Consider the following 20,742-nt stretch of genomic DNA (forward strand, 5'->3'; position numbering starts at 1 on the left):
ACCCGGCTGAAAAAGCTCGGGATTGAAGATGAGGAAGCTTGGAAGGTTGCGAATACCAGGAAAGGTTACTGGAGGGTTTCGCTAAGCGAAACCTTGCACAAGGCAATTAAAAATAAAACGCTTGTGAAGTGGGGTCTTAAAGACCTGAACCATTTATACAAGCGTGCGTACTTAAACTATTGAACCGCCGTATACGGAACCGTACGTACGGTGGTGTGAGAGGACGACTAACCAAATAATGGTTAGTCTCCTACTCGATTATTCCTCATATAATGGGCATTAACCTTCCAGAGAACGAAGGGTGATTACCTGTAAAGGTCTGATTCTGTTCAGCTAGCGGGATATAACGCCCGCTGAGTGAAGTTTCACTAATCTATTAAAAGCCTGGCTTTTTGGTGTTTAACAATTAAGAACAGATATAACCTAATCACAAAAGCAGAGAAGATGGAACAAATTCATACAGAAAGAAGAGGGATTAGCATTGACGAAGTATATTTTTGTGACCGGCGGTGTGGTGTCATCACTTGGTAAAGGGATAACAGCTGCGTCACTTGGCAGGCTTTTGAAAAATCGGGGATTGAAAGTTACCATTCAAAAATTTGATCCGTACATTAACGTTGACCCCGGAACGATGAGCCCGTACCAGCATGGTGAGGTGTTTGTAACCGAGGATGGGGCGGAAACCGATCTTGACCTTGGACATTATGAGCGTTTTATTGATATTAATTTGAATAAGTACAGTAATATTACGACTGGTAAAGTATACTCCAGCGTCATCAAGAAAGAACGGCGCGGCGATTACCTTGGCGGAACGGTGCAGGTGATTCCGCACATTACGAACGAAATTAAAGAACAAGTTTTCCGGGCCGGGCAGGCAACAAAAGCTGATGTGGTCATCACAGAAATCGGTGGAACTGTCGGGGATATCGAATCACTGCCGTTTCTTGAGGCGATCCGTCAAATTAAGAGTGACATTGGACGGGAACACGTTATGTATATTCATTGTACACTTGTGCCGTATATTAAGGCGGCCGGTGAGGTCAAAACAAAACCGACCCAGCACAGTGTGAAGGAATTGCGTTCATTGGGTATCCAACCGGACGCGATTGTACTGCGATCAGAACTGCCGATCAGTGAAGAAATGAAAGAAAAAATTGCATTGTTCTGTGATACTAGTAAACAAATGGTTATTGAGATGCTTGATGCTGATACACTTTATCAGGTGCCGATTGCCCTGCAAAAACAGCGGCTTGATCAGCTGACGTGTGATCATCTGGGTCTCAACTGCAGCGAAGCAGCCATGCAGGAGTGGGAACAGCTGATTGCCAGTGTCCGGAATTTATCCAAGACGACGGTCATCGGACTAGTCGGGAAATATGTGGAGCTGCCTGATGCATATTTATCAGTTGTCGAATCATTGAAGCATGCAGGGTTTTCGTATGATACGGATGTTCAAGTAAAATGGATTAATTCTGAGAAATTAAGTTATGAGTCAATTGTAAGTGAATTGGAAGATGTAGATGGTGTTCTCGTACCGGGCGGTTTCGGTGATCGCGGAATTGATGGCAAAATCGAGGCTATTCGCTACGCCCGCAAGAATAAAAAGCCATTTTTCGGTATATGCCTTGGGATGCAGCTGGCAACGGTTGAATTTGCAAGAAACGTGCTCGGTCTTGAAAATGCGCATTCGGCAGAAATTGATCCGGCCACACCAAATCCGATCATCGATTTGCTGCCGGAGCAGAAAAATATTTCCGACTTGGGCGGTACACTAAGGCTCGGCAGCTATCCATGCAAGCTGATGGATGGCACGAAAACAAAACAGGCCTATGGAAACGAGGATTTGATTTATGAACGCCATCGCCATCGTTATGAGTTCAATAATAACTACCGGGAGCAAGTGCAAGATAACGGTATGATTCTGTCCGGAACAAGCCCTGATGACCGGCTGGTTGAGACGATCGAACTGGCCGATCATCCGTGGTTTGTTGCATGCCAGTTTCATCCGGAATTCAAATCACGTCCAAATCGTCCGCAGTCGCTGTTTCATGGATTTATCGGAGCAGCTTGCCGGGATTGCTAGGTACAATTCCAGTCGAAACAATTGTAATAAGAGACCTGGATAAAAACGGCTTTTCAGTTTTTATCCGGGTTTTTTAAATAGCTCATTGCATTAATATACATATGGATTTTAGAATCGTTCTTAAAAAATAGAAGGGTTTTGGAGAATTTTGTAGAATAATGACAAGGAGCGGAACAATGAAATACATAAATGGGGGAGTGGTCAAGTGTATGACTAGGGAGATACTGGTTGTAGACGATCAGCCAGGAATACGTATGTTATTACAGGAAGTTTTCAGCGATGAAGGGTACAGCGTGACAGCAGCAGAGACCGGTAAGGAAGCACTCGGCCAGCTATACGCCCATTCATTTGACTTGCTTGTGCTGGACTATAAATTACCGATTGTTGATGGCCCGGAAGTGTTAAAACAACTGGAACGTGATAATGTTCTTGTTCCGGTAATTGTTATGAGCGGTTTGGCGGAAGATATCAGAAAGGAGATAAGTGAATTCAGTATCGTCAGGAAAATTTTTGCCAAACCATTTAATATTCAGGAAGTCAGCGATTTTGCCAAAGATATTTTTGAATGAACGAATAATATTTAAACAAACAGTGCAGCAGACATTATGTGCCTTGCTGCTTTTTTAAATTTGGTGAATGCTGCCGTGCTGAATCAAAGCTTGCGACATTGTGTTCTTGTTGGTATTCTTATACTGTAGTTAATTTAGTTATTTTCGGGTACGCATATTTTTAATGCAAAGCCTTAGCCAATGATTGCCGGGCTTTTGTCCGGTATTGATCAATAAATTTACAAAGCGAGGGGTTGGCAAATGAAAATTTTTCTGGATTCTGCAAGTATTGATGATATTCGATCTGCAAATGAGCTTGGCATTCTGGCGGGTGTGACAACGAATCCAAGTCTGGTTTCAAAAGAAGGCGTTTCGTTCCATGATCGCCTGAAAGAAATTACGGATGAGGTTCCCGGATCTGTCAGTGCAGAAGTCATATCCGAGGATGCGGAAGGCATGGTAAAAGAAGGAAAGGAACTTGCGGGAATCGCACCGAATATTACGGTAAAAGTTCCGATGACACTGGAAGGCCTAAAAGCCGTTAAAACGTTCAGTGATTTAAATATTAAAACAAACGTGACACTGATTTTCAACGCAAATCAGGCTTTGCTGGCAGCACGTGCCGGAGCATCCTATGTATCGCCGTTTCTTGGCCGTCTGGACGATATCGGTCATGATGGCATGGATTTGATCGCAACGATTTCCGAAATGTTTGGCCGCCATAATATTGGAGCGGAAATCATTGCTGCCTCCATCAGACATCCATTACACGTAACAGATGCTGCCATGAATGGCGCACATATTGCGACACTCCCATATAAAGTGATCGGTCAGCTGGTTAAACACCCGCTGACAGACCAGGGAATCGAGAAATTCCTCGCTGATTGGAATAAGCAAAACTAAATGCATAAAACTGGAAAAAATGTGTAATATAAGGGTGGAAAGTGCCAGGAGCTGAAGCTGGACTAGAAAAGCACAGGCAACTGACCAGCTATAAAACTGTACAACGTCTAAAAGCGGGGTGCTGTAATTGCAGAAGATTTTAATCGAAGGCGGTCATCCATTAAAAGGCAAGGTACGGATCAACGGTGCAAAGAACAGTGCTGTTGCATTGCTGCCTGCCGCACTCTTAGCCGATTCACACGTCGCCATTGAGGGACTGCCGGACATTTCAGATGTCTATACTCTTGGCGATTTGCTCGAGGAAATTGGCGGGGAAGTGAGCTGGGATGGGCAAACAGTGCATATTGACCCTGAAAACATGGTCTCCATGCCGCTCCCGAACGGGAAAGTCAAAAAGCTCAGAGCATCCTATTATTTTATGGGAGCCATGCTGGGCAAATTCAATCAGGCTGTCATTGGGCTGCCGGGCGGGTGCCATTTGGGCCCGCGCCCGATCGACCAGCATATTAAAGGGTTTGAAGCACTGGGAGCAGAAGTCACCAACGAACAAGGTGCCATCTATATCCGCGCCAATGAACTTCGCGGAGCAAGAATTTACCTTGATGTCGTCAGCGTGGGAGCAACCATCAATATTATGCTTGCTGCCGTTAAAGCAAAAGGGAAAACAATTATTGAAAATGCGGCAAAAGAGCCTGAAATCATTGATGTTGCAACCCTGCTTACAAACATGGGAGCCAATATCAAGGGTGTCGGAACCGATGTGATCCGGATTGAAGGTGTGCCATCATTAAACGGGTGTCAGCATACCATTATTCCTGACCGGATTGAGGCCGGAACCTATGCGATTGCTGCTGCAGCGCAAGGCAGCGAAGTCATCATCGATAATGTGATACCACAACATTTGGAATCCGTGCTGGCAAAACTGGAGGAAATGGGTGTCACCATCGAACAGAAAGATGAGCAGTTATATATCGCACCGAAGCAGCCGCTTAAAAGTGTTGACGTGAAAACGCTGGTTTATCCCGGTTTTCCGACCGACCTTCAGCAGCCGTTTACGACATTATTGACTAAAGCTGTGAATACAGGTGTTATAACGGATACGATCTATTCAGCCCGGTTAAAACATATTGACGAATTGAGGCGGATGAACGCCATGATTAAGGTTGAGGGCGGCTCAGTGATCGTTAATGGACCTGTCCAGCTGGAAGGTGCCCGTGTGAAGGCGAGCGATCTGCGTGCCGGCGCATCACTTATCATTGCTGGCCTGATGGCAAACGGCGTCACTGAAATCACTGGCGTTGACCATATTGACCGGGGCTATGAAAAAATCACCGAGAAACTGAAAAGTCTTGGCGCCAATGTATGGCGGGAAGAAATGAGCAAAAAAGAAATAGAACAATTTCAGAACTCGTAATAAAGAAAGCGCGGCGCGTCCGTGCTAAATAGAGAGAAAACTCCTTTCATATGCAGATCCTTTTGGGATGAGGACATTTTTAATTAAAGGAGAGGGAAATATGGAAAGAAGTTTAACGATGGAAATTGTTCGCGTAACAGAGGCTGCAGCCCAATCATCCGCACGCTGGATGGGACGCGGGAAAAAGAATGAAGCAGATGATGCGGCGACTTCAGCGATGCGTGATGTTTTTGATACAATTCCGATGCAGGGGAATGTTGTGATCGGTGAAGGTGAAATAGACGAAGCACCGATGCTCTATATTGGCGAGAAACTCGGCACAGGTTCCGGTCCTGAAGTGGATGTCGCTGTCGATCCACTGGAAGGCACCAGTATTGTTGCCCAGGGTACATGGAACGCACTGGCAGTGATTGCGATAGCTGATGGCGGAACTTTGCTGCATGCACCGGATATGTATATGAAGAAAATTGCAGTTGGTCCCGAAGCAGTCGGCAAGATAGATATTAACGCGCCGACACTCGATAATTTAAAAGCGGTCGCCAATGCCAAAAATAAAGCAGTCGAGGATTTGGTGGTCATCGTGTTGGATCGCCCTCGCCATGCGGAATTAATTGAAGAAATCCGCGCTTCCGGAGCGCGCATTAAGTTAATTCCGGATGGCGATGTGGCTGCAGCAATGAATACGGCTTTTGACGACACCGGCGTAGATATTTTACTCGGAATCGGCGGAGCGCCTGAGGGTGTCCTCAGTGCGGCTGCATTAAAATGCCTTGGCGGGGAAATCCAGGGCAAGCTTGTCCCCTCCAATGATGGCGAAATTAAACGCTGTAAGGAAATGGGTATTGATGATCTCGAAAAAGTCTATTCTATGGAAGATTTTTGCTGCGGTGATGATGCCATCTTTGCCGCAACCGGTGTAACCGATGGCGAATTGCTTCAAGGCGTTCAGTTCAAAGGTGCAAAAGCAACAACACAAACAGTGGTGATGCGCGCCAAAAGCGGCACAGTCCGTTTTATTGACGGAGAACATAGCCTGAAGAAAAAACCTAATCTTGTTATCCAGTCATAGTTGTGTTTGTGCAGATTTCCTTTTGGCCAGTCCTTCGAAATTACACTCGTAAAGGGAAGTGGGCAGTTCCCGGTAAATGTCCGATTCTGTTCATCTGAAAATCAGTGGGGAAAAACATCCCGCTGATTTTCACTTTATTTATTCATACCGATACAGCAGACAAAAAGTTCAGATATTGTATTGAATATTTAGCTGTAAAAAGGTATGATGATGTTTATGGATAGGAACAACTGGTAATGATAAATATAAATTGGAAAACTTCCATTCTAGCTTCCTGTAAACTCTTCTATCGTTTTATACTGACCATTCACAATAGAAAGAGAACAATTTCACTATTTTCACAATGTAAAAATGCAGGTTCAAAGATGAGGATAAAATGGACCAAGAAGTTCGAGGCGGTGCGGTCCTCCGAGCCGTGAAATGTAGGTAAATTCAAACAAAAGCACAGAAAATGCTTCACTGAAATCCGCTTCGCACGCGAGCATTAACGCGTTTCTTTTCCGAGGAACAGTGGTGTGTCATCTTTACCTGCTCCTTTGAATAATCTTCAAAAATGAATAAGTGTGGTGATTTTATGGCATCATTAACGATTTCCCACCTGGAGACATTAACACTGAAAGAAATTTATGCTCTGGCACGGGAATACAAAGTATCCTATTATTCAAAACTGACAAAAAAAGAACTTATTTTCGCTATTTTAAAAGGACAGGCTGAACAAGACGGCTTTTTATTTATGGATGGCATTTTGGAAATTATCCCTTCAGAAGGGTTCGGCTTTCTTCGTCCAATCAATTATTCCCCAAGTGCAGAAGACATCTATATTTCCGCATCACAAATCCGCCGTTTTGATTTAAGGAATGGAGACAAAGTTTCCGGTAAAGTACGTCCGCCGAAAGAAAATGAGCGCTATTATGGTTTGCTCCATGTTGACGCGGTAAACGGGGAAGATCCGGAAACGTCAAAGGAACGTGTCCACTTCCCGGCGCTCACAGCTCTGCATCCTGACCGATTAATGAAGCTTGAGCGCGAGCCCAAAAATTTATCAACCCGCATCATTGATTTGATGACACCTGTTGGCTATGGCCAGCGCGGACTGATTGTTGCACCGCCAAAAGCAGGTAAAACAGTTCTCCTGAAGGAAGTTGCCAATAGCATTTCAACGAATCATCCGGAGGCAAAACTGATTATTTTACTGGTGGACGAGCGTCCGGAAGAAGTGACCGACATCGAGCGCTCGGTACATGAAGATGTGGATGTCGTCAGTTCTACGTTTGATGAAGTGCCGGAGAACCATATAAAGGTGTCAGAACTGGTCCTCGAACGAGCTATGCGCCTCGTTGAACACAAACGTGATGTAATCGTTCTGATGGATAGCATCACCAGGCTGACGCGTGCCTATAACCTTGTCATTCCGCCAAGCGGCAGGACACTTTCCGGAGGTATTGATCCCGCGGCGTTCCATCGTCCGAAACGCTTTTTCGGTGCAGCCAGAAATATTGAAGAGGGCGGCAGCTTCACCGTATTGGCAACATCGCTCGTTGATACGGGGTCGCGGATGGACGATGTGATCTATGAGGAATTTAAAGGCACAGGCAATATGGAACTGCATCTTGACCGCAGTCTTGCCGAACGCCGGATTTTCCCTTCGATTGATATACTGAAATCCGGAACGCGCAAAGAAGAATTGCTTGTTTCGAAAAGTCATCTTGACAAAATCTGGGCAATTCGCAAAACCATGCAGGACTCCCATAACTTCCTTGACCGCTTCTTGAAACGCCTGCGTGCAACGAAAAACAATGAAGAGTTTTTCCAGCAGATGGACGATGAAATGAAGCGAAAAGGCACGAAGTAACCATATAGCGCGAAGGAATGATTAGCTATTGCAATCATAACGCGGCGCTGTTATAATCTTTTTGTGTGAGTTAAGATAACCAGATAACGTTTGAGACCTGTGAACGGCTCTTACTATAACTCTGAATGCATAAGGATTCAGGGCAAAAAGGAGTGGAAAGACATGAAAAACGAAATTCATCCGGAATACAGGAAAGTTGTTTTCCTGGACACAAGCTCGGATTATAAATTCCTGAGCGGTTCAACGCAGACATCTGAAGAAACAATCGAATGGGAAGATGGCAACACGTACCCGCTTATCCGTGTTGAAATCAGCTCAGCTTCACACCCATTCTACACCGGAAAACAAAAAGCTGATAAAGTCGGCGGACGCGTAGACCGATTCAAGAAAAAATATAATATGAAATAAATTAAAAAGTGGAGCCGCCCGATTAGGAGCGTATGGACTGTACTGCCCCGTACGAGATAAAGGAAACACGATGAGCCTAAGCGAATCGATGTTGACTTATCGTAAGAAGGGGAAGGAAGTCAATTAGCCCTTGGGAGGCGGAACTGGATTTGGCTGAGGCAACCATACCTCATTTATATGAAAAACAGGCAATTTGTCTATATTTTGCCTGTTTTTTCACTTTAATAAAAGGGATATTTGTTCCGGTCTTGACTAAAAGGCTTATCCCGCCTTAACGGGCAGCAAGATCTCCACTCCAATATGTCCAAGAAATCAGAAAAATAAGCGGGGGATCAGCTGCCCGTAAAGGTTCGATTCTGTTCAGCTAACAACCAGTGGGAAAATCACCTACTGATTGAAGTTTCACTTTAACAGATTTTATCTAAAATAAAGTTAAACTGATACATACATAATAGGAATATATCTTTGGAAGGGAGTTCCCGCACATGTACGTGATGAATCAAAGCGGATGGATTGAAGTGATCTGCGGCAGCATGTTCTCCGGCAAATCCGAAGAACTTATACGGCGTGTTCGCTGGGCAACATACGGCAATCTGTCGGTCCGCGTTTTTAAACCGGTGATCGATGACCGTTATGCCGATGAATCAGTTGTGTCCCATAACGGTACGTCAATCATTGCACGCCCGGCTAAAAATTCGGAGAAAATATTGGAATATCTCGAGCACAGTCAGATAGATGTGGTTGGAATCGACGAAATCCAATTTTTTGATAACAACATTGTTTCAGCAGCCAATGAGCTGGCAAACAAAGGCATCCGTGTCATCGCGGCCGGTCTTGATACAGACTTTCGCGGAGAGCCATTCGGCCCCATGCCGGAAATGATGGCACAAAGCGAATCCATTTCAAAACTGAATGCGATTTGCCCGGTCTGCGGATCTCCCGCCAATCGAACGCAACGTCTAATTGATGGCAAGCCGGCGTCATATAACGACCCGGTCATTCTGGTGGGTGCGTCGGAATCGTACGAGCCCAGATGCCGTCATCATCATGAAGTACCGAATAAACCCTGTAAAAAAAACGCAGAAGCCATGACCGAGATGTCTGAGTAAAAAAAGAGTGCAGGGAGCGCTCTTTTTTGTTAGGTTGAACAATTCGCGCGAGGTTGGCATTAAATCGCGCGACATCTCAGGATATCGCGCGAGGACCGGCTGATTTCGCGCAACGGCCTCAGCATTTCGCGCGACAACCCTCCAACTTCGCGCGGCGTTCCCAAGAAATCGCGCGACACTTCCCGGATTTCGCGCGATCCGATAAAAAGTCGGCCCTCCTTCTACAATGTTGATTTTCGGCAGCTGCCGAAAATCGTCATATTGAAAATATTCTTCGACCTTTGATAATGTGCTATATTAATATTGACTACCAAAAACTATACAAAGGAATTTTTATGGCTGATGCTGCCGGCATTTCGAACATACGGCTGATTTAGCCTGCAAATCAGCTGTATTAAAGTTGAGAAAGACTGTCCTGTATAATTTTGACCTCCCTTTATGAGTGTATTATAATTATACTGTTAATCGAAAAGAGGTGACCGTTGTGTTAGAGCGATTGCAATCATTGGAAGACCGATATGATAAATTGAATGAATTGCTCAGTGACCCTGATGTCATAAGTGATACAAAAAAACTGCGCGATTATTCCAAAGAACAGTCTGACCTTGAAGAAGTCGTGCAGGCTTACCGGACCTATAAAGATGTTGAAGAACAATTGAAAGATGCAAAAGAAATGCTTGAAGACGAATCAGATGACGACATGCAGGATATGGCGAAAGCTGAAATCGAGGATCTTTCCGAAAAAGAACATGAGCTTGAAGAGCGGTTAAGAATATTGCTGCTGCCGAAAGATCCAAACGATGATAAGAACGTATTTATGGAGATCCGCGCTGCAGCAGGCGGCGATGAAGCAGCTTTATTCGCCGGTGATCTTTACCGCATGTACAGCAAGTACGCTGAAGCACAGGGCTGGAAAATCGATGTCATCGAAACCACCTCAACCGGTGTCGGTGGCTATAAAGAGATTATTTTCATGGTAAACGGCACAGGAGCTTACTCCAAACTGAAGTACGAAAATGGTGCACACCGTGTGCAGCGTGTCCCGGAAACGGAATCCGGCGGCCGCATCCATACTTCTACTGCGACGGTAGCGGTTTTGCCTGAGGCGGAAGAAGTGGAAGTCGATATAAATGAAAAAGATATTCGCGTCGACACATTTGCTTCCAGCGGTCCGGGCGGCCAAAGTGTTAACACAACCATGTCTGCAGTGCGTCTGACACATGATCCGACCGGGATTGTTGTGTCCTGCCAGGATGAAAAGTCACAAATCAAAAATAAGGAAAAAGCAATGAGAGTGCTTCGTGCACGCATTTATGACAAGTTCCAGCAGGAGGCTCAGGAGGAAATCGATGAGAACCGCAAATCCGCAGTCGGAACCGGGGATCGCTCAGAGCGCATTCGCACGTATAATTTTCCGCAGACACGTGTAACCGATCACCGTATCGGCATGACCATTCAAAAGCTTGATCAAGTCATGGAAGGAAAATTGGATGAGTTCATCGATGCCCTGCTCCTCGAAGAACAGGCGAAAAAACTTGAGCAAATTGGTGAATAAAATGGAAAACGAATCGAAATTGCATGAAGTCCTGCGCCGGGCTTCTCTTTTTTTAGAAAAAAATAACCGCGAGCCAAAAGTGGCTGAACTGCTCCTGCAGCATTTTCTGGGGGTATCGCGTTCCGAATTGTTCATGAAAATGCGCGACCCTGTTTCGGAAGCAGTGCTAATGCCATTTCAGCAGGCGATTGAATGTCATGCGGAAACCGGCGTGCCGGTTGAACATATTACCGGATATGCGTCGTTTTTCGGCAGGGATTTTCATGTCAATGGACATACATTGATACCGCGCCCGGAAACGGAGGAACTCATTCAGCATATTATACGTACAGTTCCGAATGAGCCGATTACCATTGCAGACATTGGGACCGGGACAGGCATCATCGCTGTAACCCTCGCACTAGCATTTCCGGAAGCGGAAGTATACGCAACCGATATATCAGAGGAGGCGCTTGATGTTGCCCGTCAAAATGCTGAGCAGCTGGGTGTAACTGTTAATTTTCTGCAGGGGGATTATCTGAAGCCGCTGGTTGACCGGGCTATCCAGGCTGACATGATCGTTTCCAATCCGCCGTACATCGCATCTGAGGAAAAGATGTCACTCTCTGATACGGTGAAAAATTTCGATCCGGAACATGCTTTGTTTGCAGAAGAACAGGGCCTTGGTGCTTACAAGGATATGATAGCTGAGCTCCCGAACGTGATGAAGCAGGACGGGTATGTGTTTTTCGAAATCGGACATGAGCAGGGAAAGACGGTCAAATCCATGCTGGAAAATGCTTTTCCGGAAAGTGATGCAGCAATCACCCAGGATATGAACGGAAAAGATCGGATTGTCAGCGGGATATTGGGTTCACCGGGTCATGAGCTCTGACACCATGTCCGGGAGAAAAACGCTCACAATGGCCGAAGCGGTCCTGGAGTTAGCTGTCCAGTCCAATACCCCTCTGAGACGCCGTGAAAAATATTAATAGATTGATAGTATGAAAATTAGCCCCTTCGTCCATACTGTTTGATACATCAGGTTGGAAAGGGGTTTTATTCGATGGGACGGTTTACGATTTCTGTACTTATATTTATGATTATTCTATTGATTATGCCTGTCCAGTTTTTAAGTGAGGACGCCGGAACAAGCAGTGCTCAGTCTGATATTAAGGTGATTCCGGATGAGGCGATCCGACTGCGGATTCTGGCTAACAGTGATAAGCCGGATGATCAGGAGTTGAAACGGAAGGTGCGGGATGGGGTGAATGCTGCTATCTCTGAGTGGGTTAAAGATATAACCGATATTAATGAAGCCAGAAAATTAATAGAAAAGAAGATCCCGGAAATACGCGATATTGCGGCAGATGTTTTGGAAGAAGAAAAGAAGCATCAGGACTTGGACGTTGAATACGGCGAAAATATCACGTTCCCCGCCAAGCTATATGGTTCATACATGTATCCGCCGGGTGAGTACGAAGCGGTGCTGATCACACTGGGTGAAGGCAAGGGCGCCAATTGGTGGTGCGTGCTCTTCCCGCCGCTCTGCTTCCTGGATTTTTCAAACGGAACCAGTGTTGCTGAAGCGGAAGAGACCAAAACAGATGAGGAAGCAGATGTTAAGGACGAAGAACAAGAGGCTGAGGTCAAATTTTTTCTCTTTGAATGGTTCAGTTAGGTCATAGATTATCTAGTTTTTGCATAACGTACTAGAAAGATGTGAAGAAAGTCACCATGACCCTGTGCCGAAAAAATTCAAAATCATAGAGGTGAGAAAAAATGGAACTGATCGCAGCAAATCAGGCAACAAAAGAGAAACTCGAAACATTTTTGGAAAACAATAAAGATGTTGAACGGGATTTATTGCTGGAAAAGGGTTATGTGGTTGAGTTTAATGGAATGGTTGAAGGATGCTTTGTCATAGATTCGATAGATGAGGATATTTACTGGCTGAAACAGCTTTATGTGACAAAAAATGCAGCCGCATCGTTACCCGTCTTATTGGAATCAATTCTGGCATTGGCTAAAGAAAAGCAGGCAAAGCAGTTATTCGTCCACAGCCACCAGCCGATGGTCGACGTTCTGCTTGAAGCACTGCAGTTTTCCCCGCAAAAAGAAAATGCGTTTGTGGCAAATCAGCCGGACAATAAAGGAAATTGGTGGACTTATAACGTATCATAGATAGTTATCCCGTTATCAACAATTATACACAACAGGATGTGGGTAACTTGTTTAAAACGGCTGGATAACCCCATTTATTATACACACTTCATGTGGAGAAATGTATTAGGGCTGGGGACAACTAATTTGCAGAATCTGCCATCATGACACCATTTGCCGGAACAGAGCTTTTTTTAAAAGTAAAGATAATACCTTTTTGTTTTCAGGATGACATTCCCGTCTTTTGACCTGTGGATAGCCTGTGGAAAAGTACTCCCAGGCTTATTTTTTTGCGTGAAAAAAACTGTTCGACTAGAATGAAGTTGAACAAAATCGGACACTCGGGTATAGTTATCCCCATTATTGAGGTTTATTGTTCATTGCATGGGGATATACGATAGAAATGAGGGATACGAGCGATGCAGACAAAACGATGGACGATACAACCGGAAAAACCCGACTATCAGGCAATCCGGGATGCTGCTGAACTGTTGAGGAGCGGCCGGACAGTAGCTTTTCCTACTGAAACGGTGTACGGCCTGGGAGCAGACGCGACAAACAAGGCGGCTGTATCAGGTATTTTCGAGGCAAAAGGGCGTCCTGAAGATAACCCGCTGATTGTCCATGTTGCCACGAAAGAACGACTGCACGGTCTGGTCAGCGCGTTGCCTCCGGTTGCTGAAAAATTGCTGGATACATTGACACCGGGACCGCTGACGGTTGTTCTGCCAAGTAATGGCATATGTGCCGGCAATGTCACGGCAGGATTATCCACAATCGGTGTCCGGATTCCGGAACACCCTGTTGCCCGTGAGCTGCTGAAGGCGTGCGATATTCCTGTGGCCGCTCCGAGTGCCAATATTTCCGGGAAACCGAGCCCGACCACTGCTGATCATGTCTGGGAGGATTTACACGGTAAAATTGCCGGGCTTGTGGATGGCGGTCCGACCGGAGTCGGTGTTGAATCAACGGTTGTTGACTGTACACAGGATATCCCGATCGTTTTAAGGCCCGGCGGCATTACAAAAGAACAGCTTGAAGCGACAGTCGGCTCCGTAATGGTCGACCCCGCCCTGGCGAATACAACTGAAAATCCGAAAGCGCCGGGTATGAAGTATACACATTACGCTCCTGAAGTCCCGATGTGGCTGGTCGCCGGTACACCGGAAAATATACAAGCAGTCATCGACACAGAACGGGGTCCACAGAAACGCATCGGCGTCATGGCCAGTACGGAGACGGCGGATAAACTTAAGGCAGACCGTGTCATCCCCCTCGGATCAAATTTGCGCGAAATTGCGGCAGAGCTGTACGACGCGCTGCGTATATTTAAAAATGGAGACGTTGACCTGATTGTGTGTGAAACATTCCCGCAGACAGACATCGGCCAGGCTATCATGAACCGGCTGGAAAAAGCAGCCGCTTCGTATGTGGATAATGAATAATAAGGAACAATTTGTGGATAATATAATCTCCGTTAGGGTGAGCGAATGACCGACTGCATATTTTTCCTCGGACAGACATATAGTTTAGTAGCATGTCCGAGGGGGATTGTGAATGTCGGCTTATCAATTAGGTGAAATTGTATCACTGGTATTTATGGCGATTGCACTGGGGATGGATGCATTTTCTGTCAGTCTTGGCATGGGAATGCAGCAGATCAGGCTGAAGCGGATTGCCACTGTCGGTGCTGTTATCGGCTTATTCCATATCATTATGCCGTTTATCGGTATTCTATTGGGACAGGCAATCTCCACGCAAATCGGGCAATATGCAACGCTTACCGGCGGATTGCTGCTAGTAGGAATCGGTGCTCAAATGGTTTTTTCCGCATTTAACCATGAGGCGAAACGTCTGGCTCAGCCGGTCGGTGTCGGGCTGTTATTTTTCGCGCTGAGTGTCAGCCTCGACAGTTTTTCAGTCGGACTCAGTCTCGGGTTGTCGGAAGTAAAAACTGCCATCGCCCTATTGTTGTTTGGATCAGTCAGTATGCTGCTCACATGGGCCGGCATGATTTTAGGAAGAAAAATGCATGGACTCCTCGGCGCTTACAGCGAAATATTGGGTGGCAGTGTCCTTTGCGGGTTTGGTTTAAATATACTGTTTGGATGATTGACGAAACGACAGGCTCTTCGGGTGACGGGGAGTCTTTTTTATGTATTATCTTAAGAGTTGGCTTGAAGGATACAAGTACGGATTTTTTCGCAGCTTGCTTTTCTGAATTTTTTCTGACAACCCAATTATTCTATGATATAGTTTGGGTAGGAATTAAAATACGTTATATCCCGCCTTCACTAGCAAGAAGTTTCCTTGTTTCAATACATAAAGGGTATCGGAGGTTCATCCCAATGAAGATATTGTTTGTTTGCACTGGAAATACGTGCCGAAGCCCGATGGCGGAGGCGCTGTTAAAACATAAAGTGCCTGAGGCTGAAGTGCAGTCGGCAGGGATTTTTGCTGTTAGCCATCAGCGCCCGAATGACCATGCCGTGGAAGCTTTAAACCAGCAAGGCGTCCCCCTTGATACAAAATCCCAGCCGGTGACCAAGAGCTTGCTGCACTGGGCGGACTTGGTGCTGACGATGACAACCCAGCATAAACAGTCACTGATTCTTGATTTTCCTGATTTTCAGGAAAAATATTTTACATTAAAAGAGTATGTTTCCCATGCTGACAGACAGATTTGGAACGACTTGAAACAGCAGTATGCCGATTATGAGGAAAAGCGTTCCCAGTACATTCAGCGAAATCAGCACAAAATGGATCAGCATACACTCCATCAACAGCTCAATCAGCATCTTCAGAGTGACTGGGAAAAGATACAAGAACTTAAAGCCGGTCTGATTAATTATGATATTTCGGATCCATTTGGCGGAAGCATGGAAATATACAAAACGACGTTGGAAGAGCTAATAAAACATGTTAACGAATTGGCTAAAAAACTGTATGACACGTGATGCAATATGTTAAGCTGGTAAAAATGATTGACTTTTTTGACAGTGGGAGGTGCAGATGATGAAAGTGCTGATAACAGGTGATCACGCAGGTATGACGATTCGGAATGAAGTGGCAAAACTGCTCGACGAATTGAATATTGAATACGAGGACGCGGGTTGTTCCTGCGAGCATTCGGTCGACTATCCCGATTATGCGCTGCCGGCAGCGGAGCGTGTTGCCAGCGGGGAATTTGACCGGGGTATTTTTATTTGCGGAACAGGCATTGGCATGTCGATTTCCGCGAACAAGGTGAAAGGCATCCGCTGTGCGCTCCTCAGCGATATCTACAGTGCCAAATTGACACGTCAGCACAACGATTCCAATGTGCTGGCGATGGGGGAACGGGTTATCGGTCCGGGACTCGCCCGTGACATTGCCAAAACATGGCTGGAAACTGAATTTGACGGCGGCCGGCACGCGAACCGGATTGAAAAAGTGACAGCGTATGAAGCAAATCGGCCAAAGCAAGAGGCAGGTGAGCTTTGATGGATATCAAAGAACAAGTCAGGCAGGATATGGAAGCTATATCCGGCGAGTGGCAGGCAAGCGGACATCTGAGTGAAGGCGACTTGTTTGTGGTCGGCTGTTCGACCAGTGAAATAGCCGGTGAGCGGATTGGCACATCCGGCAGCGAGGAGATCGCATCTGTTCTGTTTGAAGAGCTGGAGAAACTGCAATCGGAGACCGGCAGCTCAATCGCTTTTCAATGCTGTGAGCATCTGAATCGTGCGCTTGTAGTGGAAAAAGAAACATTTCAGCGGCACGGGCTTAATGACGTTTCAGCAATTCCGGTTCCCCGTGCAGGTGGTTCGATGGCGTCATTTGCCTATAAACATATGAAAAACCCGGTCGTTGTTGAGGCTGTCAACGCGGATTGCGGAATCGACATCGGCGAAACGATGATTGGCATGCATTTGAAACCGGTTGCCGTTCCGCTCAGGTTTGACCAGCGGATAGTTGGAAATGCGCGCGTCGCTGCTGCACAAACCCGCCCAAAATTGATCGGCGGAAAACGTGCCGTGTATGATTATGAAGCTGCCGGCATCGATGGCGGTTGATTGATTGTTGCGGTTTTCGGGGTACGGGCTCCGGCGTTTGCGTTGATATCGCTGAATTTGGGTTGGTATATATTGTGGTTGATATCACAAAAACCAGTTGATCATATCAAATGTTACACCCTAAATAACAAGGAGGAATTTACCTATGGACCATGTAAAGCAAACAGATCATGAAGTGTATGAAGCAATCCAGGCAGAAAAAACACGCCAGCAGGAAAAAATTGAACTGATTGCATCTGAAAATTTTGTATCTGAAGCAGTTATGGAAGCAATGGGCTCTGTTTTGACAAATAAATACGCAGAAGGTTACCCTGGCAAACGCTATTATGGCGGCTGTGAGCACGTGGATGTTGCGGAAAACCTGGCACGCGACCGGGCAAAGGAATTGTTCGGCGCTGATCATGCGAATGTCCAGCCGCATTCCGGCGCTCAGGCAAACATGGCGGTGTATTTTTCCGTCTTGGATCCGGGAGATACCATTCTCGGCATGAACTTGAGCCATGGCGGGCATTTGACACATGGCAGCCCGGTTAATTTCAGCGGGAAATTGTATAACGTTGCGGATTACGGTGTCGATGAGAAAACAGAAAAACTTGATTATGATGCCGTTCTCGAACGCGCAAAGGAAGTTCAGCCGAAGTTAATCATCGCCGGCGCCAGTGCTTACTCCCGCGAAATTGATTTTGCCAAATTCCGGGAAATCGCTGATGAGGTTGGGGCTTATTTTCTCGTAGACATGGCACATATTGCCGGACTTGTTGCAGCCGGACTCCATCAAAATCCTGTTGAACATGCTGATTTTGTGACAACAACAACACATAAGACATTGCGCGGACCACGCGGCGGCATGATTTTGTGCAAAGAAGAATATGCGAAACTGGTCGATAAAAACGTGTTTCCAAGAATGCAGGGCGGCCCGCTGATGCACGTCATCGCAGCTAAAGCTGTTTCCTTTAAGGAAGCGTTGTCTGATGATTTCAAAGCCTACTCGAAACAGGTTATCCAAAACGCTGCAGCACTAAGCGAAGCACTGGCGAACGAAGGCCTCCGTGTTGTATCAGGCGGAACGGACAATCATCTGCTGCTGCTTGATGTGACACCTTTGAACCTGACCGGAAAAGTTGCTGAAAAAGCGCTGGATGATATCGGCATCACCGCCAATAAAAACACCATTCCATTTGATCAAGAGAGCCCGTTTGTCACAAGCGGCATGCGCATTGGAACAGCAGCCGTGACAACACGCGGATTTAAAGAACCGGAAATGAAAGAAATTGCTTCAATCATTTCACTGGTTTTGAACAATCATGAAGATGAAAACGTATTGCGTGAAGCAGAAGAACGTGTACAGACGCTGACCGGTAGTTTTGCAATATACGCATAAGCTAAAAGGATGCTCCTGATTGGAGTGTCCTTTTTTCGTGGGGAAAGCCACGCCTGTGGGATGTGGTTTCGCGCGAGGATGGCATGAATTCGCGCGAGCTGCCCGGAAATTCGCGCGACAACTGCTCCAAATCGCGCGATGCCCCCGCAATTTCGCACGACGGTTCCGAATGATGTTCATTTTTGGCCGCTGCCAAAAATGCTCATTTAATCTTGAAAGCTCGTCCATTTTTCAGTACAATTTTAAAGATGCCACTAATGATAAGGAGTGATCGGTAAAAATGGGAAAGGTACACGTGCTGGATCATCCATTAATTCAACACAAGCTGACATACATACGCGATAAAAATACCGGAACAAAGGAATTCCGTGAGCTTGTAGATGAAGTTGCGATGCTGATGGCATTTGAAATTACACGCAATCTGCCATTGCAGGAAAAAACAACCGAAACGCCAGTAATGGAATCAACAACGAATGTCCTGGCCGGCAAAAAAATCGGACTGATTCCAATTCTTCGGGCGGGACTTGGCATGGTTGATGGTATGCTGAAACTGATTCCGGCAGCCCGCGTTGGCCATGTCGGTTTGTACAGGGACCCGGAGACGCTCATGCCGCATGAATATTACATTAAACTGCCTTCTGACATTGAAGAACGCGAACTGATTGTCATCGATCCGATGCTGGCAACAGGCGGTTCGGCCAATGATGCGATTCATTCTCTGAAAAAACGCGGAGCAAAGCAAATTCGTCTGATGTGCCTTGTCGGGGCACCGGAAGGCGTTGAAGTTATACAAAACGAACACCCTGACATTGATATTTTCCTTGCAGCGCTCGATGAGAAATTAGATGATCATGGTTACATTATACCGGGACTCGGGGATGCCGGTGACCGGTTGTATGGCACAAAATAATTCTGGAGTGGGTGCGGAATGAACAGGCGTATCAGACTGATGACAATTTTTGGAACGAGGCCGGAAGCCATCAAAATGGCTCCGCTCATTCTGGAACTGAAAAAACGTCCTAAAAATGTTGAACCAATCGTAACGGTCACCGCGCAGCATCGCGAAATGCTCGATCAGGTCCTGGATATTTTCGGAATTATCCCCGATTATGATTTGAACATTATGAAAAGTAAACAATCACTTGCTCAAATTACTACACACGCACTTGAAGGGCTTAATGAAGTCATGAAGGAAACAGAGCCTGATATGGTTCTGGTTCACGGTGATACAACAACAACGTTTGCCGCGTCGCTGGCTGCTTATTACAACCAGATCGCAGTGGGACATGTTGAAGCAGGCTTGCGGACATGGGACAAGTATTCGCCTTATCCTGAAGAAATGAACCGGCAGCTGACAGGTATCATGGCTGATATGCATTTTGCACCGACGGATAAATCCAAGCAGAATCTTCTGGATGAAAATAAACCGTCCGACCGCATTGTTGTGACCGGGAATACAGCGATTGACGCGTTGAAAACAACGGTTGATGATACATACGCCAACCCGGTACTCGATGAAATCAGTGATCGGCGGCTGGTGCTTGTGACTGCCCACCGCCGCGAAAATATTGGAAGTAACATGGAGCAGATGTTCCGGGCTATCAAGCGGCTTGTTGATAAGCACAGTGATATACAAGTTATTTATCCAGTCCATCTGAATCCGGTTGTGCAACAGACAGCGAACGACATTTTAGGTGATGATGACCGGATTAAACTGATTGAACCACTTGGTGCAGTTGATTTTCATAATTTCGCCGCAAAGTCGCATTTAATCATGACGGATTCCGGCGGCGTGCAGGAAGAAGCCCCGTCGCTGGGTGTACCTGTTCTTGTCCTGCGTGATACGACTGAGCGTCCAGAAGGCATTCAGGCAGGAACACTGAAGCTGGCCGGCACTGAAGAAGAAAATATCTTTGATCTGGCTGACGAACTATTAAGTGATGATGCAGCTCATGATGACATGGCTAAAGCATCCAATCCGTATGGCGATGGTGAAGCGTCCGGGAAAATAGCCGATGCGATTATGACGTATTTTAATAATAAGGCAATAAAGTAGGATCCGGCGGGCGGCCGGATCCTTTCTATTGTGCGCCGGGCATGTGTTATGTCTAGGGAGTGAAAGTCTCCTACGGACTTGGTAGTAGGAACCGTTAGCCAAAGACAAGGGTGTCCATCGTGAGGTGGAATCTGAAGGAAGTTGGCGGCAAACTCTTGAGCCGAGGT

The 20,742-nt window shown here is 46.2% G+C and carries 20 protein-coding genes and 1 pseudogene; all 21 read left to right on the forward strand.

Translation table 11 applies throughout. From position 1 onward, the window contains the following. A pseudogene (locus tag VK097_RS06310) lies at nucleotides 1-183 on the forward strand (group II intron reverse transcriptase/maturase); the annotation flags it as partial. Between the two features lie 298 nt (nucleotides 184-481). Next, the gene (pyrG, locus tag VK097_RS06315; protein WP_324210959.1) at nucleotides 482-2,083 is read left to right on the forward strand and encodes a CTP synthase; all 1,602 of its coding nucleotides are present in this window, start codon (nucleotides 482-484) and stop codon (nucleotides 2,081-2,083) included. A 176-nt stretch (nucleotides 2,084-2,259) separates the two neighbouring features. Continuing rightward, on the forward strand, nucleotides 2,260-2,652 hold the full coding sequence (locus VK097_RS06320) for a response regulator (protein WP_324210960.1): 393 nt from the start codon (nucleotides 2,260-2,262) through the stop codon (nucleotides 2,650-2,652). A gap of 240 nt (nucleotides 2,653-2,892) precedes the next feature. Beyond that, nucleotides 2,893-3,534: a fructose-6-phosphate aldolase gene (gene fsa, locus VK097_RS06325; RefSeq protein WP_324210961.1), complete on the forward strand. Its 642-nt coding sequence runs from the start codon at nucleotides 2,893-2,895 to the stop codon at nucleotides 3,532-3,534. A 127-nt stretch (nucleotides 3,535-3,661) separates the two neighbouring features. Next, the gene (gene murA / locus VK097_RS06330) at nucleotides 3,662-4,948 is read left to right on the forward strand and encodes a UDP-N-acetylglucosamine 1-carboxyvinyltransferase (RefSeq protein ID WP_324210962.1); all 1,287 of its coding nucleotides are present in this window, start codon (nucleotides 3,662-3,664) and stop codon (nucleotides 4,946-4,948) included. Nucleotides 4,949-5,048: 100 nt separating this feature from the next. After that, on the forward strand, nucleotides 5,049-6,017 hold the full coding sequence (gene glpX, locus VK097_RS06335) for a class II fructose-bisphosphatase (RefSeq protein WP_324210963.1): 969 nt from the start codon (nucleotides 5,049-5,051) through the stop codon (nucleotides 6,015-6,017). 574 nt (nucleotides 6,018-6,591) lie between these two features. Continuing rightward, a complete protein-coding gene (gene rho, locus VK097_RS06340) occupies nucleotides 6,592-7,869 on the forward strand; it encodes a transcription termination factor Rho (protein WP_324210964.1) in 1,278 nt (425 codons plus the stop codon). Nucleotides 7,870-8,031: 162 nt separating this feature from the next. Then, nucleotides 8,032-8,277, forward strand: a complete 246-nt coding sequence (locus tag VK097_RS06345; RefSeq protein WP_324210965.1) for a type B 50S ribosomal protein L31 — start codon at nucleotides 8,032-8,034, stop codon at nucleotides 8,275-8,277. Nucleotides 8,278-8,762: 485 nt separating this feature from the next. Then, nucleotides 8,763-9,386 (forward strand): thymidine kinase, encoded by a 624-nt coding sequence (locus tag VK097_RS06350; protein ID WP_324210966.1) that lies wholly within the window; start codon nucleotides 8,763-8,765, stop codon nucleotides 9,384-9,386. A 484-nt stretch (nucleotides 9,387-9,870) separates the two neighbouring features. After that, nucleotides 9,871-10,941 carry a peptide chain release factor 1 gene (gene prfA, locus VK097_RS06355; RefSeq protein ID WP_324210967.1) on the forward strand — a complete coding sequence of 357 codons (1,071 nt, stop codon included), beginning with the start codon at nucleotides 9,871-9,873 and terminating at the stop codon, nucleotides 10,939-10,941. Next, on the forward strand, nucleotides 10,922-11,815 hold the full coding sequence (gene prmC, locus VK097_RS06360) for a peptide chain release factor N(5)-glutamine methyltransferase (protein WP_324210968.1): 894 nt from the start codon (nucleotides 10,922-10,924) through the stop codon (nucleotides 11,813-11,815). The genes prfA and prmC overlap by 20 nt, the downstream gene beginning before the upstream one ends. 171 nt (nucleotides 11,816-11,986) lie before the next feature. After that, on the forward strand, nucleotides 11,987-12,601 hold the full coding sequence (gene spoIIR, locus VK097_RS06365) for a stage II sporulation protein R (RefSeq protein ID WP_324210969.1): 615 nt from the start codon (nucleotides 11,987-11,989) through the stop codon (nucleotides 12,599-12,601). Between the two features lie 101 nt (nucleotides 12,602-12,702). Further along, complete coding sequence (locus tag VK097_RS06370) at nucleotides 12,703-13,104, forward strand: GNAT family N-acetyltransferase (protein WP_324210970.1); 402 nt, start codon at nucleotides 12,703-12,705, stop codon at nucleotides 13,102-13,104. Between the two features lie 398 nt (nucleotides 13,105-13,502). Beyond that, the gene (locus tag VK097_RS06375; RefSeq protein ID WP_324210971.1) at nucleotides 13,503-14,528 is read left to right on the forward strand and encodes an L-threonylcarbamoyladenylate synthase; all 1,026 of its coding nucleotides are present in this window, start codon (nucleotides 13,503-13,505) and stop codon (nucleotides 14,526-14,528) included. A gap of 112 nt (nucleotides 14,529-14,640) precedes the next feature. Continuing rightward, entirely contained in the window at nucleotides 14,641-15,195 is a 555-nt protein-coding gene (locus tag VK097_RS06380; RefSeq protein ID WP_324210972.1) for a manganese efflux pump MntP, read from the forward strand. Nucleotides 15,196-15,431: 236 nt separating this feature from the next. Next, nucleotides 15,432-16,040, forward strand: a complete 609-nt coding sequence (locus VK097_RS06385) for a low molecular weight protein arginine phosphatase (RefSeq protein ID WP_324210973.1) — start codon at nucleotides 15,432-15,434, stop codon at nucleotides 16,038-16,040. A gap of 58 nt (nucleotides 16,041-16,098) precedes the next feature. Beyond that, nucleotides 16,099-16,566, forward strand: coding sequence for a ribose 5-phosphate isomerase B (gene rpiB, locus VK097_RS06390; protein WP_324210974.1), 468 nt, complete (start codon nucleotides 16,099-16,101; stop codon nucleotides 16,564-16,566). Beyond that, the gene (locus VK097_RS06395) at nucleotides 16,566-17,138 is read left to right on the forward strand and encodes a TIGR01440 family protein (protein WP_414672162.1); all 573 of its coding nucleotides are present in this window, start codon (nucleotides 16,566-16,568) and stop codon (nucleotides 17,136-17,138) included. Before rpiB ends, VK097_RS06395 begins: the two co-directional genes overlap by 1 nt. A gap of 145 nt (nucleotides 17,139-17,283) precedes the next feature. Beyond that, on the forward strand, nucleotides 17,284-18,519 hold the full coding sequence (gene glyA / locus VK097_RS06400; RefSeq protein ID WP_324210975.1) for a serine hydroxymethyltransferase: 1,236 nt from the start codon (nucleotides 17,284-17,286) through the stop codon (nucleotides 18,517-18,519). Between the two features lie 280 nt (nucleotides 18,520-18,799). Beyond that, the gene (gene upp / locus VK097_RS06405) at nucleotides 18,800-19,429 is read left to right on the forward strand and encodes a uracil phosphoribosyltransferase (RefSeq protein WP_324210976.1); all 630 of its coding nucleotides are present in this window, start codon (nucleotides 18,800-18,802) and stop codon (nucleotides 19,427-19,429) included. 18 nt (nucleotides 19,430-19,447) lie between these two features. Further along, nucleotides 19,448-20,575 carry a non-hydrolyzing UDP-N-acetylglucosamine 2-epimerase gene (gene wecB / locus VK097_RS06410; protein WP_324210977.1) on the forward strand — a complete coding sequence of 376 codons (1,128 nt, stop codon included), beginning with the start codon at nucleotides 19,448-19,450 and terminating at the stop codon, nucleotides 20,573-20,575. The last annotated feature ends 167 nt before the right edge of the window (nucleotides 20,576-20,742 follow it).

The organism is Lentibacillus sp., from assembly GCF_035301675.1.
Taxonomy (GTDB): Bacteria; Bacillota; Bacilli; order Bacillales; family Amphibacillaceae; genus Lentibacillus.

Excerpts from the sequence above, each read along its gene's own strand:
- VK097_RS06320 (WP_324210960.1), top strand. The coding sequence starts at position 2,260 with ATGAAATACATAAATGGGGGAGTGGTCAAGTGTATGACTAGGGAGATA.
- fsa (WP_324210961.1), top strand. The coding sequence starts at position 2,893 with ATGAAAATTTTTCTGGATTCTGCAAGTATTGATGATATTCGATCTGCA.
- glpX (WP_324210963.1), top strand. The coding sequence starts at position 5,049 with ATGGAAAGAAGTTTAACGATGGAAATTGTTCGCGTAACAGAGGCTGCA.
- rho (WP_324210964.1), top strand. The coding sequence starts at position 6,592 with ATGGCATCATTAACGATTTCCCACCTGGAGACATTAACACTGAAAGAA.
- VK097_RS06345 (WP_324210965.1), top strand. The coding sequence starts at position 8,032 with ATGAAAAACGAAATTCATCCGGAATACAGGAAAGTTGTTTTCCTGGAC.
- VK097_RS06350 (WP_324210966.1), top strand. The coding sequence starts at position 8,763 with ATGTACGTGATGAATCAAAGCGGATGGATTGAAGTGATCTGCGGCAGC.
- spoIIR (WP_324210969.1), top strand. The coding sequence starts at position 11,987 with ATGGGACGGTTTACGATTTCTGTACTTATATTTATGATTATTCTATTG.
- VK097_RS06370 (WP_324210970.1), top strand. The coding sequence starts at position 12,703 with ATGGAACTGATCGCAGCAAATCAGGCAACAAAAGAGAAACTCGAAACA.
- VK097_RS06375 (WP_324210971.1), top strand. The coding sequence starts at position 13,503 with ATGCAGACAAAACGATGGACGATACAACCGGAAAAACCCGACTATCAG.
- VK097_RS06380 (WP_324210972.1), top strand. The coding sequence starts at position 14,641 with ATGTCGGCTTATCAATTAGGTGAAATTGTATCACTGGTATTTATGGCG.
- VK097_RS06385 (WP_324210973.1), top strand. The coding sequence starts at position 15,432 with ATGAAGATATTGTTTGTTTGCACTGGAAATACGTGCCGAAGCCCGATG.
- rpiB (WP_324210974.1), top strand. The coding sequence starts at position 16,099 with ATGAAAGTGCTGATAACAGGTGATCACGCAGGTATGACGATTCGGAAT.
- VK097_RS06395 (WP_414672162.1), top strand. The coding sequence starts at position 16,566 with ATGGATATCAAAGAACAAGTCAGGCAGGATATGGAAGCTATATCCGGC.
- glyA (WP_324210975.1), top strand. The coding sequence starts at position 17,284 with ATGGACCATGTAAAGCAAACAGATCATGAAGTGTATGAAGCAATCCAG.
- upp (WP_324210976.1), top strand. The coding sequence starts at position 18,800 with ATGGGAAAGGTACACGTGCTGGATCATCCATTAATTCAACACAAGCTG.
- wecB (WP_324210977.1), top strand. The coding sequence starts at position 19,448 with ATGAACAGGCGTATCAGACTGATGACAATTTTTGGAACGAGGCCGGAA.